18 protein-coding genes are annotated in these 20,474 nt (G+C 42.1%); 9 read left to right on the top strand and 9 right to left on the bottom strand.

Going from position 1 to position 20,474, the window contains the following annotated elements:
• The first annotated feature begins 3 nt into the window (after positions 1-3).
• On the top strand, positions 4-2,460 hold the full coding sequence (priA, locus tag ACOOE0_RS16595; RefSeq protein WP_420400024.1) for a replication restart helicase PriA: 2,457 nt from the start codon (positions 4-6) through the stop codon (positions 2,458-2,460).
• A 5-nt stretch (positions 2,461-2,465) separates the two neighbouring features.
• Here priA and ACOOE0_RS16590 read toward each other — a convergent pair whose 3' ends face one another.
• On the bottom strand, positions 2,466-3,158 hold the full coding sequence (locus ACOOE0_RS16590) for a LytR/AlgR family response regulator transcription factor (protein ID WP_073176311.1): 693 nt from the start codon (positions 3,156-3,158) through the stop codon (positions 2,466-2,468).
• A 236-nt stretch (positions 3,159-3,394) separates the two neighbouring features.
• Here ACOOE0_RS16590 and rpsF point away from each other — a divergent pair, with 236 nt between their 5' ends.
• The 5 genes from rpsF to ACOOE0_RS16565 all read left to right on the top strand — a co-directional run bounded on the left by rpsF (position 3,395) and on the right by ACOOE0_RS16565 (position 8,289).
• Complete coding sequence (rpsF, locus tag ACOOE0_RS16585) at positions 3,395-3,733, top strand: 30S ribosomal protein S6 (protein ID WP_138833744.1); 339 nt, start codon at positions 3,395-3,397, stop codon at positions 3,731-3,733.
• Between the two features lie 4 nt (positions 3,734-3,737).
• Positions 3,738-4,034 (top strand): 30S ribosomal protein S18, encoded by a 297-nt coding sequence (gene rpsR / locus ACOOE0_RS16580; RefSeq protein WP_055392375.1) that lies wholly within the window; start codon positions 3,738-3,740, stop codon positions 4,032-4,034.
• 13 nt (positions 4,035-4,047) lie between these two features.
• On the top strand, positions 4,048-4,500 hold the full coding sequence (gene rplI, locus ACOOE0_RS16575; protein ID WP_420400023.1) for a 50S ribosomal protein L9: 453 nt from the start codon (positions 4,048-4,050) through the stop codon (positions 4,498-4,500).
• A 99-nt stretch (positions 4,501-4,599) separates the two neighbouring features.
• A complete protein-coding gene (locus tag ACOOE0_RS16570) occupies positions 4,600-7,737 on the top strand; it encodes a TonB-dependent receptor (protein ID WP_420400022.1) in 3,138 nt (1,045 codons plus the stop codon).
• Between the two features lie 81 nt (positions 7,738-7,818).
• Positions 7,819-8,289: a DUF6495 family protein gene (locus tag ACOOE0_RS16565; protein WP_420400021.1), complete on the top strand. Its 471-nt coding sequence runs from the start codon at positions 7,819-7,821 to the stop codon at positions 8,287-8,289.
• 401 nt (positions 8,290-8,690) lie between these two features.
• Here ACOOE0_RS16565 and ACOOE0_RS16560 read toward each other — a convergent pair whose 3' ends face one another.
• Positions 8,691-9,458, bottom strand: a complete 768-nt coding sequence (locus tag ACOOE0_RS16560) for a hypothetical protein (protein ID WP_420400020.1) — start codon at positions 9,456-9,458, stop codon at positions 8,691-8,693.
• A 490-nt stretch (positions 9,459-9,948) separates the two neighbouring features.
• Here ACOOE0_RS16560 and hisS point away from each other — a divergent pair, with 490 nt between their 5' ends.
• A complete protein-coding gene (hisS, locus tag ACOOE0_RS16555) occupies positions 9,949-11,325 on the top strand; it encodes a histidine--tRNA ligase (protein ID WP_420400019.1) in 1,377 nt (458 codons plus the stop codon).
• On the opposite strand, the gene ACOOE0_RS16550 is transcribed toward hisS, so the two are convergent.
• Both ACOOE0_RS16550 and ACOOE0_RS16545 read right to left on the bottom strand, forming a co-directional pair.
• A complete protein-coding gene (locus ACOOE0_RS16550; protein ID WP_420400018.1) occupies positions 11,320-11,865 on the bottom strand; it encodes an NUDIX hydrolase in 546 nt (181 codons plus the stop codon). The genes hisS and ACOOE0_RS16550 overlap by 6 nt on opposite strands.
• A gap of 85 nt (positions 11,866-11,950) precedes the next feature.
• The gene (locus ACOOE0_RS16545; RefSeq protein ID WP_420400017.1) at positions 11,951-13,039 is read right to left on the bottom strand and encodes a M42 family metallopeptidase; all 1,089 of its coding nucleotides are present in this window, start codon (positions 13,037-13,039) and stop codon (positions 11,951-11,953) included.
• A 104-nt stretch (positions 13,040-13,143) separates the two neighbouring features.
• Here ACOOE0_RS16545 and ACOOE0_RS16540 point away from each other — a divergent pair, with 104 nt between their 5' ends.
• Positions 13,144-13,821 (top strand): DUF4294 domain-containing protein, encoded by a 678-nt coding sequence (locus ACOOE0_RS16540; protein WP_420402236.1) that lies wholly within the window; start codon positions 13,144-13,146, stop codon positions 13,819-13,821.
• On the opposite strand, the gene ACOOE0_RS16535 is transcribed toward ACOOE0_RS16540, so the two are convergent.
• Positions 13,818-14,051 carry a DUF6095 family protein gene (locus ACOOE0_RS16535; protein WP_420400016.1) on the bottom strand — a complete coding sequence of 78 codons (234 nt, stop codon included), beginning with the start codon at positions 14,049-14,051 and terminating at the stop codon, positions 13,818-13,820. The genes ACOOE0_RS16540 and ACOOE0_RS16535 overlap by 4 nt on opposite strands.
• Positions 14,052-14,108: 57 nt before the next feature.
• Between ACOOE0_RS16535 and ACOOE0_RS16530 the strand changes: the two genes are divergently transcribed.
• Positions 14,109-15,428, top strand: a complete 1,320-nt coding sequence (locus ACOOE0_RS16530; protein ID WP_420400015.1) for a GntP family permease — start codon at positions 14,109-14,111, stop codon at positions 15,426-15,428.
• Here ACOOE0_RS16530 and ACOOE0_RS16525 read toward each other — a convergent pair whose 3' ends face one another.
• The 4 genes from ACOOE0_RS16525 to ACOOE0_RS16510 form a co-directional block, all read right to left on the bottom strand.
• The gene (locus ACOOE0_RS16525) at positions 15,429-16,256 is read right to left on the bottom strand and encodes a DUF4249 family protein (protein ID WP_420400014.1); all 828 of its coding nucleotides are present in this window, start codon (positions 16,254-16,256) and stop codon (positions 15,429-15,431) included. It abuts the gene before it with no gap.
• Positions 16,257-16,282: 26 nt separating this feature from the next.
• Positions 16,283-17,146 (bottom strand): DUF4249 family protein, encoded by an 864-nt coding sequence (locus tag ACOOE0_RS16520; protein ID WP_420400013.1) that lies wholly within the window; start codon positions 17,144-17,146, stop codon positions 16,283-16,285.
• Positions 17,147-17,154: 8 nt separating this feature from the next.
• The gene (locus ACOOE0_RS16515; RefSeq protein ID WP_420400012.1) at positions 17,155-19,554 is read right to left on the bottom strand and encodes a TonB-dependent receptor; all 2,400 of its coding nucleotides are present in this window, start codon (positions 19,552-19,554) and stop codon (positions 17,155-17,157) included.
• Positions 19,555-19,615: 61 nt separating this feature from the next.
• Positions 19,616-20,428 (bottom strand): DUF4249 family protein, encoded by an 813-nt coding sequence (locus ACOOE0_RS16510; RefSeq protein ID WP_420400011.1) that lies wholly within the window; start codon positions 20,426-20,428, stop codon positions 19,616-19,618.
• Between the last annotated feature and the right edge of the window lie 46 nt (positions 20,429-20,474).

Here is a 20,474-nt window from a genome sequence, read left to right as displayed (position 1 = left end):
GGTATGCAGTATTTTTTGGATGTTGTGCTTCCAATTCCCTTGGAAAGACTTTTTACCTATAAAATCACTTCGGAGGAGGCCGCTTTTCTGAAACCTGGTATGCGGGTAGCTGTTCCCTTTGGGAAGTCCAAGATTTACACAGCACTGGCTTACAACATCCACCAAGATGAACCACAGGCCTATGAGGCCAAGGAGATCTATCAGATTTTGGACGAAGTTCCTTTGGTAAACACCTATCAACTTCAGCATTGGGAATGGATTGCCAAGTACTATATGTGCACTTTGGGAGAAGTTTTACGAAGTGCCTTGCCCAGTGCTTTTTTGTTGGAAAGTGAAACCCTGATTTTGCCCAACAAGGAGGCAGAGGTGGACGAAATGGGGCTAAAGGATGATGAATTTCTCATTTTTGAAGCCCTGCAGCATCAATCAGCCTTAAAAATTGGAGAGATCAGTGGTATTGTGGATAAAAAGAACGTTCTCCCCCTCGTCAATAGGTTGGTGCAAAAAGGAGTGGTGCTGCAAAAAGAAGAACTGTATGAACAGTACAGACCCAAGCTGGTACAATATGTAAAGTTGGCTGAGGAATATCAGGCTGAGGATAAATTGGAGCAACTGCTTCAGGAATTGACCAGGGCTCCAAAACAAAGTCAAGTGGTACTTTCATTGTTCCAATTGCAGGCGGTGAACAAAAAGCCCATTAAAGTTACCGATTTGGAACGGGAGAGTGCAGCTTCCAAAGCTGTAATCAAAGCTTTGATTGATAAATCCGTACTGGAAGAATTCCATATCCGAACGGATCGGGTGCAACAGCAGCAGGAATCTTCCTCGGTGGATGCGATAATGCTTAACCCACATCAACAAGAAGCCCTGGAAACCATTAAATCGGGTTTTTCAGAAAGCAAACCTGTATTGTTGCACGGAGTTACGTCGGCGGGAAAAACCGAGGTCTATTTCAAATTAATACAAGATGTATTGGATCAAGGGAAACAGGTTTTGTATTTACTTCCAGAGATTGCTTTGACCTCCCAGCTCATAAATAGACTACGACATTATTTTGGGTCCAAGGTTTCTGTATATCATTCCAAATACAGCATCCATGAAAGGGTAGAGGTATGGAACAATGTGCTGAAGAATGCCGAGAAGGCACAAATAGTCATTGGTGCCCGCTCATCCCTATTTTTGCCCTATTCCAATTTGGGTTTGGTAGTTGTGGATGAAGAACATGAAAGTTCTTTTAAGCAATTTGATCCGGCTCCTAGATATCATGCCCGGGATGCCGCCATGGTCTTGGCAGCTTATCATAAGGCCCATTGTGTGTTAGGGTCTGCTACTCCCAGTATTGAAAGCATGGCCAATGCGAAAAAGGGCAAGTACGGTTATGCCGCTATTGCTTACCGTTACGGAAATGTGCTAATGCCGGATATAAATTTGGTGGACATCAAGGAGGCCACCCGTAAAAAACGGATGAAAGGCCATTTTTCAGAAAGCCTGTTCAATGCCATAATGGAAGCCTTGGAGGAAGGAGAGCAGGTAATCCTGTTCCAGAACAGAAGAGGATATGCTCCTATTGTGGAGTGTACTACTTGTGGACACGCGGCTCAATGTCCCAATTGCGATGTGAGTTTGACCTACCATCAGCACAGGAACCAACTCAGATGTCATTATTGTGGATATCACATGGCTTTGCAACACGCGTGTTTGGCCTGTGGGAGTCATACCTTGGATAAAAAGGGATTTGGGACGGAGCAGATCCAGCAGGAGCTGAAGGAATTGTTTCCTGAAGCCTCGGTAGGTAGAATGGATTTGGATACCACTAGAGGAAAGTATGCCTACGAAAAAATCATCACTGCATTTGAACAACAGGAAATGGACATTTTGGTCGGAACCCAGATGGTGACCAAGGGATTGGACTTTAGAAATGTGAGCCTGGTGGGTATTATGAATGCGGACACTTTATTAAACTTCCCCGATTACAGGGCGCATGAACGAAGCTTTCAATTGTTGACCCAGGTAGCGGGTAGGGCAGGAAGAACTCAAAAGCGCGGCAAGGTTTTGATTCAGACTTATAATCCATACCACCAAATTTTACAGCAGGTGACCACCAATGATTATGATAAAATGTTTGCCGAACAACACTATGAGCGGGAACAGTTTAAATATCCACCTTTGGTGCGCATTATCAAGCTAACTCTGAAAGACAAGGATTACAATAAGCTCAACGACGCCTCGGAATGGTTTGCACAATCGTTGCGAAATGTATTGGGGCAACAGGTGCTGGGTCCGGAGTATCCTCCAGTGGCTAGAATCCGACGGGATTATTTAAAGAACATTTTGGTGAAGATGCCCAGAAATCTCTCCGTGGTCCAAATAAAAAATAGCATTAAAAGAATTGAAAAATCTTTTAATGCTATTTCTAAGTATAAAAGTGTGAGACTGGTCTACAATGTGGACCACATATAACTTTTCTATACGTTGGCCAGCGCTTCGGCCAGCTCTGTCTTTTTGTTTCTGCTCAACGGAATCTGTCTACCCCCTACCTCTACATTTTTACTGTTGAACTTTTCAATCTTTTCTAGATTGACAATATAAGACTTATGGATACGAAGGAACTTTTCCGCAGGAAGCTGCTTTTCAAAAGCCTTCATGGTGGATAGGATTACGATATTGGCTTCATCCGTTACCAATTTGATGTAATCACCCAAGGCTTCTATCCATTTAATATCGTTTAGGATAACCTTACGTTTTTTAAGGTTACTTTTTACAAAGATGTGTTCTTCATCCTCATCAACCCGGTTCATTTGCTCATATTTGGCAACCGCTCTTTTTACAGAGGATTCAAATCGGGCTAGGGTAATGGGTTTATGAAGATAATCGGTTACATCATAATCGAATGCTTTAAGGGCATAATCAGGTTTTCCAGTAATCAAAATAACCTGTGGTGGGTTCTCTAGGGCCTCTAAAAGGTCAAACCCACTGATGATCGGCATTTCAACATCTAAAAAGATAAGATCAATGTCGTGGTTCTTTAACCCATTTTTGGCTTCAATAGCATTGCTATACTCGGCTACAAGGGCAAGATGTGGGTGATTGTTGACCAATTTTGCAACGGCCATCCGCTGCATGGAGGAGTCGTCTACAATTATACTTTTTAATTTCATAGAATGGGGTGATTTGTAGGGTTTTAAATCATCGGCAAATTACACAAAAAGGATGTTTAACTGCAACAAAAGATGTAAACATGGTCTATTTTGTTGTGTACATTACCATATACGTTACGAAGGTTTAGTTGGTTCATTATTGTTAATAACTCTTGACTCTTAAACGAAGAAATTTACCTTTTCTTGCGGAGGTGAGCTTTTATTACTAATTTTGCGCTCCTTTAAAATAATAATATATGAACCATTACGAAACTGTTTTCATTTTGAATCCCGTTCTATCTGAGACCCAGATAGAGGAAACAGTCAAGAAATTTGAGGATTTCTTGATTAAGAATGGTGGCAAAATGGTCTCCAAGGAAAACTGGGGACTTAAGAAATTGGCCTATCCCATTCAGCACAAAAAAAGTGGCTTTTACCACTTGTTTGAATTTACCGTTCCAGGTGAAGCAATTGCTCCCTACGAATTGGAATTTAGAAGAGATGAACGTATTATGCGTTTTTTGACCGTTAAATTGGACAAGCATGCTATTGCTTGGGCAGAAAAAAGAAGAACCAAATTAAAAGCAAACGCATAGGGCTATGGCATCTATAGAACAACAAGCAAAATCAAAGAAAGATGGGGAAATCAGGTATTTGACCCCATTGAACATTGAGACCAACAAGCAAAAGAAATACTGTAGGTTCAAAAAGTCAGGTATCAAGTACATTGATTACAAAGACCCGGATTTCTTGATGAAATTGGTAAACGAGCAAGGTAAATTGCTTCCTAGAAGACTTACCGGAACCTCTTTGAAATACCAAAGAAAAGTGGCACAAGCTGTAAAAAGAGCCCGTCACCTAGCCTTAATGCCATATGTTGGCGATATGTTGAAATAAAAAATACTGAAGAATGGAACTTATTCTAAAAGAAGATATACAGGATTTGGGTTTTAAGGACGATATCGTTAAGGTAAAGAACGGTTACGGAAGAAATTACCTTATTCCTCAAGGGTTGGCCGCTTTGGCTACCCCTTCTGCCAAAAAGGTATTGGAAGAAAACCTTAGGCAAAGAGCCCATAAAGAAAAGAAGATTGTTGACGAGGCCACTAAATTGGCCGACGCCTTAAAGCAATTGGAAATCCGTATCCCTGCCAAAGTGGGTGCTGGTGACAAATTGTTTGGTTCCGTTAGCAATATCGATTTGGCAGCCGCATTGGATAAAGCTGGTCATCAGATCGAAAGAAAGTTTATCAATATCAAAGGAGGAACCATCAAAAGAGTTGGGCCTTACAATGCCCAGATCAGATTGCACAGAGAGGTAATCGTTGATTTCCCTTTTGAAGTTATTGCTGAAGCCAAGTAAGGATTTCCTTAACATTCAGTTAATAAGTTATGAAGAGCTATGCATGCATAGCTCTTTTTTTTGTCTATGTTTGTAGGTACTCAAAAAACTAACTCATCTATGAAGAAAAATTTACTGTTGGGGATACTGTTACTAATGGTATCCACCTCGGCTTTTTCACAAGTCACCACATCCAACATCAGAGGAACTGTTGTTGATGATCAGAACGCCCCCCTTTTAGGGGCGAATGTGGTAGCGGTGCACACACCTACAGGTACGCGCTACGGAGCTATTACCAACGAGGAGGGAAGGTATAACCTTCTTAACTTAAGGGTTGGGGGGCCTTACGAGGTAACCATTTCCTATGTTGGATTTAAAACCAATGTGCAAAGCGATATTTTCCTATCGCTGGGTAAGACTTACAACCACAATATGGCATTGGCATCAGATAGCCAAGCGTTGGAGGAGGTTGTTGTTGTGTCCGATCAAACGGGGACTTTTGGCAGCGACCGTACCGGGGCAGAAACCAGTGTTGGCAGACGTGAATTGACCCGATTGCCCACCATTTCAAGGTCAACCAATGACTTTACCCGTCTAGAGCCTACCGCAAGTGCAGGTTCCTTTGGGGGAAGAAACGACCAATTCAACAATTTCTCCTTGGATGGGGCTATTTTCAATAACCCTTTTGGATTGGATGCCGCACAACCTGGAGGACAAACGGATGCAAATCCTATTTCCATTGACGCCATTGACCAAATTCAGGTTACCACTGCGCCTTACGACGTAACCCAATCCGGATTTACAGGGGCTTCCGTAAATGCGGTGACCAAAAGCGGTACCAATGAATTCTATGGAACGGTTTATGGATTTTATAGAAATGAAAGCTTAACTGGAGGAAAAGTAGCTGGGGATGACGTGTTTAAAGCTGACCTTAGTCAATCCCAATACGGTATAAGTATTGGCGGTCCAATCGTTAAGAATAAGCTGTTCTTCTTTGCCAACTTTGAAAAAGACGACCGTACAGATTTGGGATCCAACGGTTTTGTTCCCAATAGAGGTAGGGGTGGTATCAACGAATCCAGGGTTTTGGCCTCGGATTTTGAATTGGTATCCAATATTCTAAGTCAAGTTTCCATCGGGGATGGACAATTCTATAACCCAGGAAGGTTTGAAGGTTTCAATTTTGATCAGGAATCGACCAAGGGGATCTTCAAATTGGATTGGAACATAAACGACAATAACCGATTGGCCATCATTTACAATTTCTTGGACGCTTCCAAGGAAAAGCCGGCCCACCCAACTGCTTTGGGCTTTAGAGGACCAAACCTATCCACTTTGCAGTTTGAAAATGCTGGATATGAGATCAACAACAGAATTCAATCGGTACAAATTGAATTAAACTCTACGCTTTCTGATGAGGCCATCAACAAGTTGCAAGTAGGCTATACCCATTTTGACGATTTCAGGAATCCGAAATCAACTCCAGCACCGACCATCACATTGCTGGATGAAAATGGGGCATCAAATTACATCATTGCAGGACATGAGCCTTTCTCCATCAACAATAGATTGGACCAGAAGGTTTTTCAATTAACAAATAACCTCAACTTTTTTAAGGGAGACCATACGTTCACCGTTGGGTTCTCTTTTGAGAAGTTCCAATTTGACAACTCCTTTAACTTAGGGGTTTATGGTGCTCAAGGAGTGTTTTTCCCAACAGGTTCCATAGCCGATTTTAGAGGTTTGGATGCTGCAGGGGAAGCTGCGTTGGTCAATGTTTATCAAGGTCAGTTCAATGCGGCTATAGCCGCCAACAATGCCTTAAATGCCGCAGGAGAAGGAAATGCAGGAGGTTGGGCATTGGCGGAAACCAACGTAGGTCAAATGGCTTTTTACGCACAGGATGAGTGGAATGCCACTGAAAATTTCAAGCTTACCTATGGCCTACGAGTGGATAGACCGCTTTACTTTGACTCTGCAGAAAAAGCCCAAGACGTTATTGATAGGGCACCAGCAGTGGTTCCGAATATTCCTTATGTAAATCCCAATAATGGGGAAACGGTATTGATAGACAACACCAATTTACCCACCAATGATTGGCTGATTTCTCCCCGTGTTGGATTCAATTGGGACGTGAATAATGATGGGAATTTGCAGATTAGAGGTGGTTCTGGGATTTTTACTGGCCGCTTCCCATTTGTGTGGTTGGGCAACCAGATAGCCAACCCCAATGTATTTTTCCTAACTGCAGTAGACCCCGATTTCCAATGGCCACAAGTGTTCCGAACCAGTTTGGGTGCGGACAAGCGCTTGAACAATGGCTGGATTTTGACTGCTGATTTCTCCTATTCAAAGGACATCAACGGGCCTCACGTTCAAAACTGGGGACTGACTTCTCCTTCAGAGACCTTACAAGGAGTGGATAACAGAGCCGTGTATGCCGCAACGGATTTGATTAACAATGCTTATGTATTCTCCAATTCCGATGAAGGAAGAATTTGGAATGCGGTGTTCAAGGGACAAAAAACATGGGATAACGGCCTTTATGCCAGCTTGGCTTATAGCTACTTGAATTCAAAGGATGTGAATTCCATTGAAGCTGAGATTACCAGTGATGCCTTTGCCGCCAACGCCATAGTCAATGATGCCAATGCAGATGTGTTGTCCTATTCAAGATATGGGGATACCCACCGTTTTGTGGGGGTTATTTCCAAAGTGTTTAAGACAGGAACTACCATTTCCACATTTTTTGAATACGCTCAGGGAGGTCGTTTCAATTATATCTATGGAGGTGACATCAATAGGGATGGATCAAGTATCAATGATCTGTTATACATCCCAACCTCTGCGGAAGTCAACCAAATGAATTTTGCTGAAGCTGGGGATGCAGCTGCATTTGAAGCCTTTATTCAACAAGATGACTATTTGAGTGAAAACCGAGGCTCTTATGCAGAGCGCTACGGTGCTTTGGCACCTTGGAGAGGGCGTTGGGACTTGAAAATTCTGCAGGATATTAAGATTGCAAGCAAGAATACCATCCAGTTGAGTTTGGATGTGTTGAATGTTGGCAACTTGATCAGTTCTGAGTGGGGTGTTGTTGAAATCCCGACCAACCAGCAGGTGTTGGGTGTAACCATTGATGACAACAATAATCCAACTTATAGTTTCGATGAGAGTTTGACAGAAACCTTTAGTTCGGATACTAGCTTGTTGTCCAGATGGCAAGCCCAGTTTGGAGTACGGTACATCTTCAACTAAAAGAACATAATTTATAAGCTAAAAAGGCTGCGCAACTGCGTGGCCTTTTTTACTTTTGCCGAATTAAAGGAATCTGATTCAATGAAGTACGCAAGATTGACGCAACAACAATTGGAAGAGTTGCATCCTGAGTTTATCAACTTTTTGGCTACCCAGTCCATAACAGCGGAAGAGTGGGCAAGTATCAAGAAAGAAAAACCCCAGGTTGCAGAGGAGGAAATAGATGTTTTTAGTGATTTGGTTTGGGAAGGAGTGCTGTCCAAGGTAGAGTATCTTGAAAACATTTCGGAAATGCATATGCACTTGTTCCATCTAACGGACAAGGAGATGAAGCTCTTCTCTGTAAAAGTGCTCAATCCCGAAATTGATTTACGGACAGAGGAAGGTTTTGGCTGGTTTAAGCGCAATTTCCAATCCGATTTTGTAGAGTACCTTACCGCGTCCAAAGCCTATTCCGACGACAAGAACAAGGACAAATTTGATTTGATCCAACAAGGAGCTGCCATAACCAAAGGAGAGCTGTACCAATGGTTTGAGCAGATTATGGAGTAGCTTTGGCTGGATTGTTAGATGTTTGGATTTTTGGAATTTGGTTGTTTGATGCTGGAGACTCGATGTTCAATTCTAAATTTTTAATGTTGAATGCTGAGGTTTTACCAATTGCTTTCGAGCCAATTTGCGTAATTCGTGTTGGCCCAAGTAATGAATGGGCTGTAAACTTGCTTGATGTGAGATGCTAGATGTCTGGCATTTGAGGTGAATTCGTGAAATTCGAGTCAAACTTACAAAGATGATCTTGTGATTTGTTAGATGTCGGATGCTGGGTGCCAGATGTACCATGCATAGTTTTCAGTTCTTAGATTTTAATGTTGAATGCTGAGGTTCTATATCAATGACTTTCGAGTAAATTCGTGCAATTAGTGTCAAGCCATCCGAATCCCTGGACACAAACTTTACTCATCGTCAAAGTAGGGGACAAGGGCATCAAAATCCTGAATATTAATACCGAATTCACTTAAACTTTTTTTAATTGTTGATAGTTCATCCTCGTCCTTTAATGCAGAGATTTTGATAAAGGTAATATGGAGAAAGTCCCAAGTATCAGTCCATCCTGGGTTGGTATCGGTCCCGTCAAAATTGGAAACTACGATATAGACATACCCATTGGTAAACCAGAAAACATCGTATTTTCTATCTATTTCTGCCAATCCGCCAGGGATTGCTAGAAAGGTTGATAAGTTTACATTTTGAATATGCTCTAAAGTGAACAGCATAATATGACTTTGCAAAGTTTTTTGATTTAACTCAGGAGCTATAAATAAAGCAGTGTATTCATTAAAATATGCATTGTCAAAAGCCAAAGTAATCCTTTGCACATTGGCATTCCCATCTTCCCCTTGGCAATCCAACGCGTTCCACTGACCATCACTGTTCACATCCTCATCTTCATCATTGAACCAATCACCATCCAGATCCCAGCAATTGATACCGTTAACACCGTTTAGTCCATCCTGCCCCAAACAGTCCAACCCGTTCCATTCATCATCTTGGTTGACATCTTCATCTAGGTCATTTATGCCATTTAAGTTCAAGTCCCAACAATGGTAACCGTTTTCTCCTTGCTCACCTGCTGGGCCTACGGCCCCATCTTCACCATAACAGGAAAACAACAAAAGAGTAACTGCGGAATGAAACAAAAGCCAAATTCTATGTGGTCTCATAATATTCACTTTTAGTTCCTTAACATACCACAAGAAGGAAGTTTTGTGAATTGTAAATTGATGGATACCCTTTTTGAGTTGACGTACGCGGTTTTTCTAGAAAAGAATATTGGAGTTAGTTAGTTTTCGAACCAATTTGTGCAATTCGTGTCGGCCCAAGTAATGAATGGGTTGTAAACTTGCTTGATGTGAGATGCTAGATGTCTGGCATTTGTGGTGAATTTGTGAAATTCGTGTCAAACTTACAAAGATGATCTCGTGATTTGTTAGAAGTCGGATGCGCGATGCCAAATGCACCATGCATAGTTTTTAATTCTTAGTTTTTAATGTTGAATGTTTAAATCCCTTATTCAAAATTTTTGATTTAAAGGGTGAAACAAACATTTGAACATTGATTGTACAGTTCAACCTTCCTCAAAATAATTGTCATATTGATAATTGTTCATTGAATGGCAAAGCCCTTATATTTGCACGAGAATTACCAGTTTTCATGCCACAAAAACCATCCATTCCCAAGGGAACGCGCGATTTTTCACCAACTGAAGTTGCCAAACGTAGCTACATCATCCAAACCATCAAAAAACATTTTGAGGTGTATGGGTTCCAACCCATAGAAACCCCATCCTTTGAAAATTCCGAAACCCTAATGGGCAAATATGGCGATGAAGGGGATAGGCTTATCTTCAAGATTTTGAACTCTGGCGACTTTATCTCCAAAGTGGACGATATTACCTATAGTTCCAAGAATTCGGCTTCGCTGACGCCGAAAATTACAGAGAAAGCGCTCAGGTATGACCTTACGGTACCCTTTGCCCGTTATGTGGTCATGCATCAAAATGAAATCGATTTCCCGTTTAAGCGGTATCAAATCCAACCGGTTTGGCGTGCCGATAGGCCCCAGAAGGGACGTTTTCGTGAGTTTTATCAGTGTGATGCCGATGTAGTCGGGGCCAAGTCTCTGCTTCAAGAAGTGGAGTTTGTTCAACTATATGATGCAGTCTTTACAGATTTGGGATTGAAAGGTACCACCATCAAAATCAACAATAGAAAAGTATTGTCTGGTATAGCTGAAGTCATTGGAGCCAAACATTTGCTTATTGACTTTACGGTGGCCTTGGACAAATTGGACAAGATAGGAGAGGAGGGCGTAAAAAAGGAAATGTTGGCCAAGGGAATTTCAGAAAGTGCCATTGAAAAAGCAAGTCCCTTGTTTGCCATGTCTGGCTCCAATATGGAGCAATTGGAGCAACTGAAATCATTGTTGGTGGAATCTGAAATAGGTATGGCAGGGGTTGCGGAACTGGATGAAATCACCAGAAATGTTGAGGCACTTGGATTACAATCTGCCCAACTTCAACTGGATGTGACATTGGCACGTGGACTGAACTACTATACGGGTGCCATTTTTGAAGTCAGTGCTCCTGAAGGTGTAAAAATGGGCTCTATTGGTGGAGGTGGACGTTATGATGACCTCACGGGAATTTTTGGGCTAAAAGACATTAGCGGTGTGGGTATTTCTTTCGGATTGGACCGTATTTATTTGGTTTTGGAAGAATTGAATCTGTTCCCAAGCAGTGTAAGCAAATCGGTTGATGTACTCTGTGTAAACTTTGGAGAGCAGGAGAGCATGGCGGCCCTTACATTGGTGAATGGGATGAGGTCCAAGGGTATCAAGGCCGAAGTGTACCCGACGAATACCAAAATGCAAAAGCAGATGAAATATGCCAATAGCAGGAATATTCCATATGTGGTTTTGATTGGCGCACAAGAACTGGAACAGGGACAGTTTGTGGTTAAGGATATGGCCCAAGGTACGCAGGAGACCTACTCTTTGGATAACCCAGGAGAGTTTATTGAACGCTTATAGCCTTCTGGATATTTCTTTAATCACTGTTGAATAATAGCTGGTATCGTTGGGAACAAAACCGTCCATTTGGTTGAGTTCAACTTTTGACGTAAACGTTTCCAAATCCATAAAATCCAAAGCGTCTACCTCGCTTTCTTGTTTGACGAGCTGGGACAAGGGAACTTCCAATTCGCAAAGAAAAGTATGATGAAATTCTCTGTCCACTAGGGTTTTGCTATGTTGATGGACGGATAGGAAATAACCTATTTTCTCCAAATCTCCAACTTTAACCATTAGACCGATTTCCTCCTTTACTTCCCGTATCGCAGCTTCAATCACATCTTCCCCAGCGCCAATGTGGCCAGCTACCGAAACATCCCAAAGTCCTGGGAAAGTATTTTTATTTGCTGCCCTTTTTTGAAATAGCACTTTTCCATTTGAAGTATATAACCAAACATGAACAGTGGGGTGGAAATACCCCTTAAGATGCGCTTCGGACTTTAAACAGGTCTGACCCGTTAGGTTCCCGTTTTCATCCAGGATGTCTATCAACTCATCCATGAATCACTTCATTAGTGTCATTCCTGCGTAGGCAGGAATCCATTGGTTAATAATAAAAGATTCTCGTTTTCGCGGGAATGACAACTTAGTCAAAGTAACTAAAGGTCTCTCCTTCTTTAATGTTAAGGAGTGTCTCGTAAATCAGTCTGATGACGTTTTCGACATCATCTTTGTGCACCATTTCCACGGTGGTATGCATATACCTAAGTGGCAATGAAATTAGGGCTGATGCCACCCCACCGTTACTGTAGGCAAATGCATCTGTATCGGTTCCCGTATAACGGGAAGAAGCCAATCGTTGGAATGGAATTTTCTTGGCTTCCGCGGTTTCTATGATGCGCTCCCGTAGCTTATTTTGCACAGCAGGAGCATAGGAAATCACGGGGCCGGAACCAATTGCAGTTTCTCCTTCCTTCTTTTTGTCAATCATTGGAGTTGTGGTATCGTGGCATACATCTGTTACAATGGCCACATCGGGTTTAATGGTCTGGGTGATCATTTCCGCACCACGCAGTCCAATTTCTTCCTGTACCGAGTTGGTGATATACAATCCGAACGGAAGCTTCACCTTGTTTTCATGAAGCAATCTGGCAACCTCTGCGATCATAAAGCCCCCAGCACGATTATCAATGGCACGACAAACAAATTTGTTTTTGTTCAACACTTGGAATTCATCCGGATAGGTAATGACACAGCCCACATGAACCCCCATTTTTTCAACCTCCTCTTTGTCTTTGGCCCCTATATCAATACATATGTTATCCAACTTGGGCGGTTCCTCCTTGGCTCGGTTACGGGTATGGATGGCGGGCCAGCCAAATACACCTTTCACAATCCCTTTTTTGGTATGGATGTTCACCCATTTTGAGGGCGCAATTTGGTGGTCGCTCCCGCCATTTCTGATGACATAGAGCAATCCATTGTCCGTGATATAATTCACATACCAAGAAATTTCATCGGAATGCCCCTCAATCACCACCTTGTACTTGGCATCTGGATTTATTACCGCTACCGCCGTGCCATAGGTGTCCGTAATAAATTCGTCCACGTAGGGTTTTAGGTAGTCCATCCATATTTTTTGACCTTCCCATTCATAACCTGTAGGGGAGGCATTATTCAGGTATTTCTCGAAGAATTTAAGTGATTTAGCAGTGATAATTTTTGATGATGCCATGTATGTAGTTTAGTCCACAAACTTAATAATATTCACTTTTATTTAATAGCCATTTCCTTGCTTTATCCTTAATTTTGGCAGGACTTTTGTCTTATTTTAGAATGATGCGTTTCTACACAAGTATCGTTTTTCTGCTGCTATGCGCCTTAGGTTTTACCCAAGAAACCGAAAAGGATTCCCTCACTGATTACTATGTTCGGTTTGAAGGGGACTCCATTTTACATAGTTCCATAGCACTGGACGAGGTATATCTTTTTGGTAGGCTGGAATTTGCCAACCGAAAGGAAAAGCTTCGGTATTATATCTTGAGAAGAAAGACCTTAAAGGTGTATCCCTATGCGAAATTGGCAGCAGAGCGTTTGGTAGAGTTGAACGATAGCCTGGCCAACATCAAAAAGAAAAGGCATCGAAAGAAGTACACCAAAAAAGTTCAAAAATATATTGAGGGAGAGTTTTCCGCGGAACTTAAAAAACTAACCCGAACCGAAGGTCAGATTTTGGTCAAACTCATTTATCGCCAAACCGGGAAAACCGCTTTTGATTTGGTGAAGGAACTCCGAAACGGATGGCGGGCTTTTTGGTACAACACTACCGCGAAGGCTTTCAAAATAAGTATTAAGGAAGAATTCCATCCAGAGCAAATCCATGAAGACTACCTCATTGAGGACATTTTACAACGCGCTTTTGCCTCCAAGCGATTGGAACGGCAAAAATCGGTTTTGGATTACGATTATGCCCAATTGAGCAACAAGTGGAAAAATAGCAAGACCACAAAGGATTAATCCTTTGCTTTTTTTCCGAACAAAGCTTCCATAAAAATTTTGATGGTGTAAAACCCTAGGCCAATGGCAACTACAGCCAATACCAAACCCACGATCAACACAGGCCAATAGGCAGGATGCCCCTCGTTTTTAAAAGCTTGGTAAATAGTAAATGGGGCCAGAAACATAACGGCTACCGTATAGCCTATGAATTTGAGGCCTTTTGCCAATAATTTTTTATCGGTATGCATAGGAACTAAAGTAGCAAGTTTAGCCTATATTTAAAGGACATTTTCTAAAAAAATAATATGGAAATCCTTGTTTTGGCCCTAGTGGTCGTTTTTATCATTGTGGCGACCATCAAGTTTAAAATGCACCCCGTTTTTTCCCTGACCTTGGCCGCGGTGGTTTCTGGTTTTCTCTTGGGACTCTCTCCTCAAAATATTATGGAAACGATGGGCAATGGATTTGGGAAAACCTTATCAGGAATTGGTCTGGTCATTGCGTTTGGAACCGTAATTGGGATTTATCTTGAAAAAACAGGGAGTACCAAGGTTTTGGCCAATTCTATTTTAAAATTGATTGGACTTAAAAAATCGCCATTGGCCATTAACCTGGCCGGATACATTATTTCCATACCTGTTTTTTGCGATTCGGGTTTTATCATATTGTCTTCTTTGAACAAGGCGCTGAGCAAAAAGTCAGGGATTCCTATTATGGTCTTTGCAGTAGCCTTGGCAACAGGCCTTTACGCAGCCCATGTGTTTGTACCACCAACGCCGGGTCCTTTGGCCGCAGCCGCTATTTTGGATGCCGATTTGGGTACCGTTCTGTTGTTGGGTCTTGTAGTTTCCATACCTGTTTCCTTGATGGGGTATTTCTGGGCTCGATTTATGGGTAGAAAATTACAACAAGAAGTAGGGGAGGAAGAAAGCGACGTCAAAGAGGAATTGGAATCCAACATTAAACCCCTTAACGCATTTTTGCCGTTAGTAGTTCCTATAGTTCTGATTGCATTAAAATCCGTTGCCAATTACCCCACTTTTCCCTTAGGGAAGTCAACCCTTTTCTTTGTTTTTGATTTTCTTGGAAGTCCCATTATAGCTTTATTGATTGGGGTTTTATTGGCCTTTATGATGGCACGTAAAATTCCAACCGAGCAACAAAAACAGTGGGTTCCTGAGGCGTTTAGACAAGCGGGTGCCATTGTTTTGATAACTGGTGCTGGGGGAGCATTTGGAGCTATTCTGCGCACTTTGGATATGGCCGAAATATTCAACCTGACCCAAAGTTCTGGATTAGGGGGTTTACTAATTTCATTTGCGATCGCCGCTGTTCTGAAAACGGCCCAAGGCTCTTCCACTGTGGCCATTATCACCACTTCTGCTATTGTAGCACCCTTGTTGGACACCTTTGGATTACTGTCCATAACCGATAAAGCGTTGGCCGTTTTGGCCGTTGGAGCAGGAGCTATGACTGTTTCCCATGTAAACGACAGCTATTTTTGGGTGGTTTCCCAATTTTCCAACATGAATGTGAAAACAGCTTTGCGGGGACACACTTTGGCCACCCTGTTTCAGGGCTTGGTGGGGCTTGGTGTAATAGTGTTACTGTATACTTTTTTATGATTATGGTATGGTGATGCTCTGCTTATATTCCTCAACAACGGCAAAATAACCCAAAAGAAATTCGTTGGGAATATTCACGTTATCAAAAAAATCAATGTTATCCAATTCGGTTACATCAAATATGTTTCCACGCAAAGTAGCTGTTGGGGTTTCAAAAACCCCTAAATCGTCTTCGGTCTGTTCTATAAGCAAATTCATGTAGTTGTAAAATGCCTGATCAGCGCCAAGAACGCTTACCGTGATTTCCTGTCCAGGTTCGAATTTTTCATCATAGAAATATGAAAAACTAAATTGTTGACCTTGAAAAAACTGGTCGTCCAAAGTAATGAAGTTCCCAAAACCCAAATCAACCACATAGAAATTATTTCTATTGGGATCATCGGTAATGGTGATGATTATTTCCGTTTCGTCATCATCGAATAAGGTATTGGAACCGATACGCAGGTCGTCAATTGGCACTGAACTGGCATAGGTTGTTGATCCGTAGTAGAGTTTGTCTTCCCATTCAAGTTGTAACAACAGTTCTTCCGATGCTTTAAGATTTTCCGCTGAACGCGTGCCTTTGTAAATCCCGGAGCCGGGATTGTCATAGTCAACAAGAACCCCACCTGCCAGAGTAATCTGCTTTAAATTTGTCACGGGAATTTCACCAAAAAAAGCATCGGTTAATCCGACCTCCACCTCAATGTCCACAATATTGGAAGTGGGATCCACCCGAACCAAGGCATCAACAATTAATCTGGGTTCTTCCGAAGGAACCTCCACGTCTATCACCTCCTCACAAGAAAGCAACGCAATTAAAAAGACGCAAAAGGCTATGCTCCTCATTGAAATCGATATTAAACAAAGATTATTTATTCTATAGTAATTGTGCGTTTATATTCCTGAACTACCGCAAAATAGCCTAAGGGAAATACGTCGGGTTGTCCTACATTATCAAACAGATCAATATTATCTAGGTCGGTAACATCAAAGATGTTGCCCCTAGCAGTGGCCACGGGAGTTTCAAAAACCCCTTGATTGTCTGTAGTTTGTTCCACCAATAGGTCCATATAGTTGAAAAATTCACGGTCGGCCCCCATGATGCTTACAGTCACTTCATCGCCAGGATTCAATGTTCGTTCCGGGAAAAAGGAGAAACTAAACTGCTCCCCATTAAAGAATTTGTCTTCAAGGGCTAAAAACTCTCCCTCACCATAGTCCAGTACATAAAAGTTGTCCGCTGTGCCATCATCGGTGATGGTAACCTCGAGTTCAATGTCATCATCATCAAATAGGGTCTCATCACCCTGTTGGAGGTCGTCCATGGGTGCGGAGAGTGCATAAAACGTTCGGGCAAAATAACGACGCCCTTCATGTTCCAACTGTAGTAAAAGTTCCCCACCTTCAAAAAAACGCGTAGGTACTGGATCTGGGTCTTGGTACTCTCCAGAGCCTGGAGCTGTTTCTTCCAATACAATGAAGTTTCCTCCACCCGCAGTGGGTAAGCTGAGATTTATAATGGTTATATCTCTAAGCCCTGTGAGCGGAATACTTCCAAAAAAGGAACTCGTCAATGACACTTTGACCACTGGCATATGGAAGGAATCATTGGGATCCAATCTGATCAGGGCCTCAACGATTAATCTGGGTTCTTCCGCAGGAACATCCACTTCAATCACATCTTCGCATGAAAACAGCAAGAAGAGAAAAAATAGGTATGGGGATATCTTTTTCATAAGCTGTTTTAAAACTTAAAATTATAGGTTATTGCTGGAACAATTCCAAAAATAGAGGTTCGAATGGCCTCATTTCTACCAGTATCCTGGTTCTGTCTAAAATTGATGGAGGCGGCATTCAATCTATTGTATACATTGTAAACACTGAAAACCCATTCAGATTTTAGCTTTTTATTTCTCGCGGGTCTAGGCTTTAAAGTGACCGATAAATCCAATCGATGGTAATCCGGCAGCCTTTCCTCATTTCTTAAACCATAATACGGGATGACCAGACCTTGGAATTCAAATTGACCAATGGGGTAGTTGGTTGGTTGTCCAGTTTGATAGATGAAATTGGCATTGAAATTCCAACGTTCATTCAAATCAAAGCTACCATAAAGGGCAAGGTCATGCGTTTTGTCATAAGGTGTGCTGTACCATTGGCCTAAATTAATACCAGTCTCCATATTGGACCTTCCGTTATCAAAAGTGGGTTCCCGGCCAGGGGTTCGTTGTTCCGACCTGGAAAGGGTGTATGCTAACCAACCCTTCAATCGACCATCATTCTTGCGAAGCAACAATTCCAAACCATAGGCGCGTGCCTCCCCATTGAGGATAACTTGTTCTATGGCATTATTGGCTATGAGATTGGCGCCGTCTATGTAATCAATTCTGTTTTGGATGTCTTTGTAATAAGCTTCCACCTCAAGGGAATATGCTCCACCATCAATGTTTCTAAAATAGCCCACCGCATATTGATCTAAAAACTGTGGTTCAATAAAGGGGCCACTAGGCGTCCAAACATCCAAGGGGGTGGGAGAGCTGGTGTTGGAAAGCAAATGTAAGTATTGGGCTAGCTTGGTGTAACTGGCCTTGATAGAGCTTTGTCCCTTAAAATTATAGGACATGGAAATCCTGGGTTCCAATTTCCCGAATTTTTTCAATGTTCCCCCTCTCCCGGGCCGCAGGGTATCCCTGGGAATGGCCTCCTGATAGGTTAAAGTAAAAGGATCAAAAACAACGGGCTGATTGTTTTCATATTGATAGAATTCATCTTGCCCCAACCTGTTGAACTGACTTACCCTAAGCCCGTATTCCATGCTTAACCTATCCGATATTTTATTTTCTATATCCAGATAAATGGCATTTTCATTAGCGTATTTTTTTGTCAATTGTTCCTCTACAATCCCAGAATCAGGGCTGTTAGGCTTTATCTTTCCTGGATTGAACACGTAATAGGTGTTGTGGATCCCATAGTTCACCTGAATTTTATCGCTGACATAGTTTTTGAGGTCATACTTTAGGTTGAAATTCTGAATACCTGAATCCCATTCAAATCCCACAAAATCCAATTCCAGACCATAGAAATAATCCGAATAAATTAGGGACAAATTGGAAAACAATTTATCAGAGAACAGGTGGTTCCATCTAAAATTCCCCACAGCATTCCCGTAGGTGTTTACAAAACTATCGTTGATGCTAAACAAATCCCTACCAAAGTATCCAGATAAGAAGATGCTGTTCCGCTCATTGATTTTATGGTTGAATTTGGTATTTAAGTCATAGAAATAGGCTTTGTTGTCCACATCAAACAAGGGGAGGAACAGATGCGCATAGGAAGCTCTTCCCCCGGCCAAAAAGGCAGTTCGGTCTTCTATGATGGGGCCTTCCACCAACAATCTACTGGCCACTGCGCCAATACCTCCGTTCACCTTAAGTTCCTTACTGTTACCTTCTTTTTGAAAAATTTCCAATACCGATGACACCCTGCCACCATACCTGGCAGGAATTCCACCTTTGAACAATTTTACGTCTTTGATGGCATCTGGATTAAAAACCGAAAAGAACCCAAAGAGGTGGGAAGAATTAAAAATTGTGGCTTCATCCAATAAGATCAAATTCTGATCGGCAGCACCCCCACGAACATTAAACCCGGACGAAGCTTCTCCGGCATTGGTGACCCCCGGAAGCAGCACCAAAGATTTAATGACATCTGCCTCACCTAGGACAACTGGTATTTGCTTGATGGTTTGTACGGCCAGCGTATTGACACTCATTTGGGGTTTCCGTATATCCAAGCGCCCGGCATTGTCCGTTACCACCACTTCATCCAACTCCTCTACAGCTTCAGCAAGATTAAAATCCCTTTTAATATTGGAGCGCAAACTTATGGTCTCTCTAATATCCTGGTATCCCAAATAGCTAACAACCACCTCATAGTCGCCCTCGGGCAAGGTTATGGAAAAAAAGCCGTACTCATTGGTGGCGACCCCCGTGTTTATACTTGGGAAGGCAATGGTGACCCCAATCAAGGTTTCGTTACTTTTTTCTTCTGAAACTGTACCACTCAGTGTGTACGTCTTTTGAACCTGTGCCCAACTGGAATGTAAAGAGATGAGCAGTAAGGAAACCAGTAATCGTTGAAGCATGCAAGAGATTTTCCTACAATTTATAGAATATGGTTGATTTATAAAAAAAGTATTACTACTACTATTGAATGGTTAACAGTTGGGTGTCGAATTCACTTAGGGCAAAATACCCCAAAGCAAAGTTTTCTGGGTTGGTAACATTGGCAAGATTACCTCTTGCCGTTGCCGGAACCGTGAAAGGTCCGCCGCTGCCATTGTCCTCACCAGACTGCTGAAGCACCTGCTGAGCATAATTGGCAAATTGTGGGTCTGCTCCAAAAATGGTAATGGTCAGTAATCTGCCCGGGTTTATGTTATCATAGAAATAAGAGAAGGTTAGTTGTTCGCCGTCAAAAAAAGTGTCTTCAATAACCAGAAAATTTCCAAACCCAAATGCGAGTAAATATTGGTTTTGTTCTCCAGGAAAATCGGTAATGGTTACTTTAACCTCGGTTTCTTCCTCTTCATTGAACAAAAATCCATCGCCTTGCTCCAGATTATCAATAGTGGTGGTCTTTACCAATTCCTCTGTGGCCGTGTACACTTGGTCATTGTAGATTACTTCCAAGGTGTATTCCCTTCCAAACTGCAATTGGGGTATTCCTGTGCCAAACACCCCTTGTTCGGTTTCTGTCAAAGGATATAAAAGGCCTGTAAAATTATCCCTGATGGAGACTTGGGCATTGGTTGCAGGAGGGGTGCCATCTACCAAAAAAGGTGCCGTAAGGGTAAGCCTTACCTCTCCTATAGTAATGGGGTCGCCATTGTTCTCATGATATCCGAGCAGTGCGTCAATCACCAATAGGGGTTCAGAGGTTGGAAGCTCTGGATTGATAACATCCTCGCATGCAAGCAAAAGGATACAGCCAATAAAAAGTGGGAGATGAATCCTCAAACCAAGATAATTGTGGGACATTGGTCTAAAATAGACAAATATCCTT

The organism is Flagellimonas sp., assembly GCF_965215805.1.
GTDB lineage: Bacteria > Bacteroidota > Bacteroidia > Flavobacteriales > Flavobacteriaceae > Flagellimonas.
The sequence above is the reverse complement of the archived record's forward strand: the minus strand, read 5'-3'. Positions and strand labels throughout refer to the sequence as shown.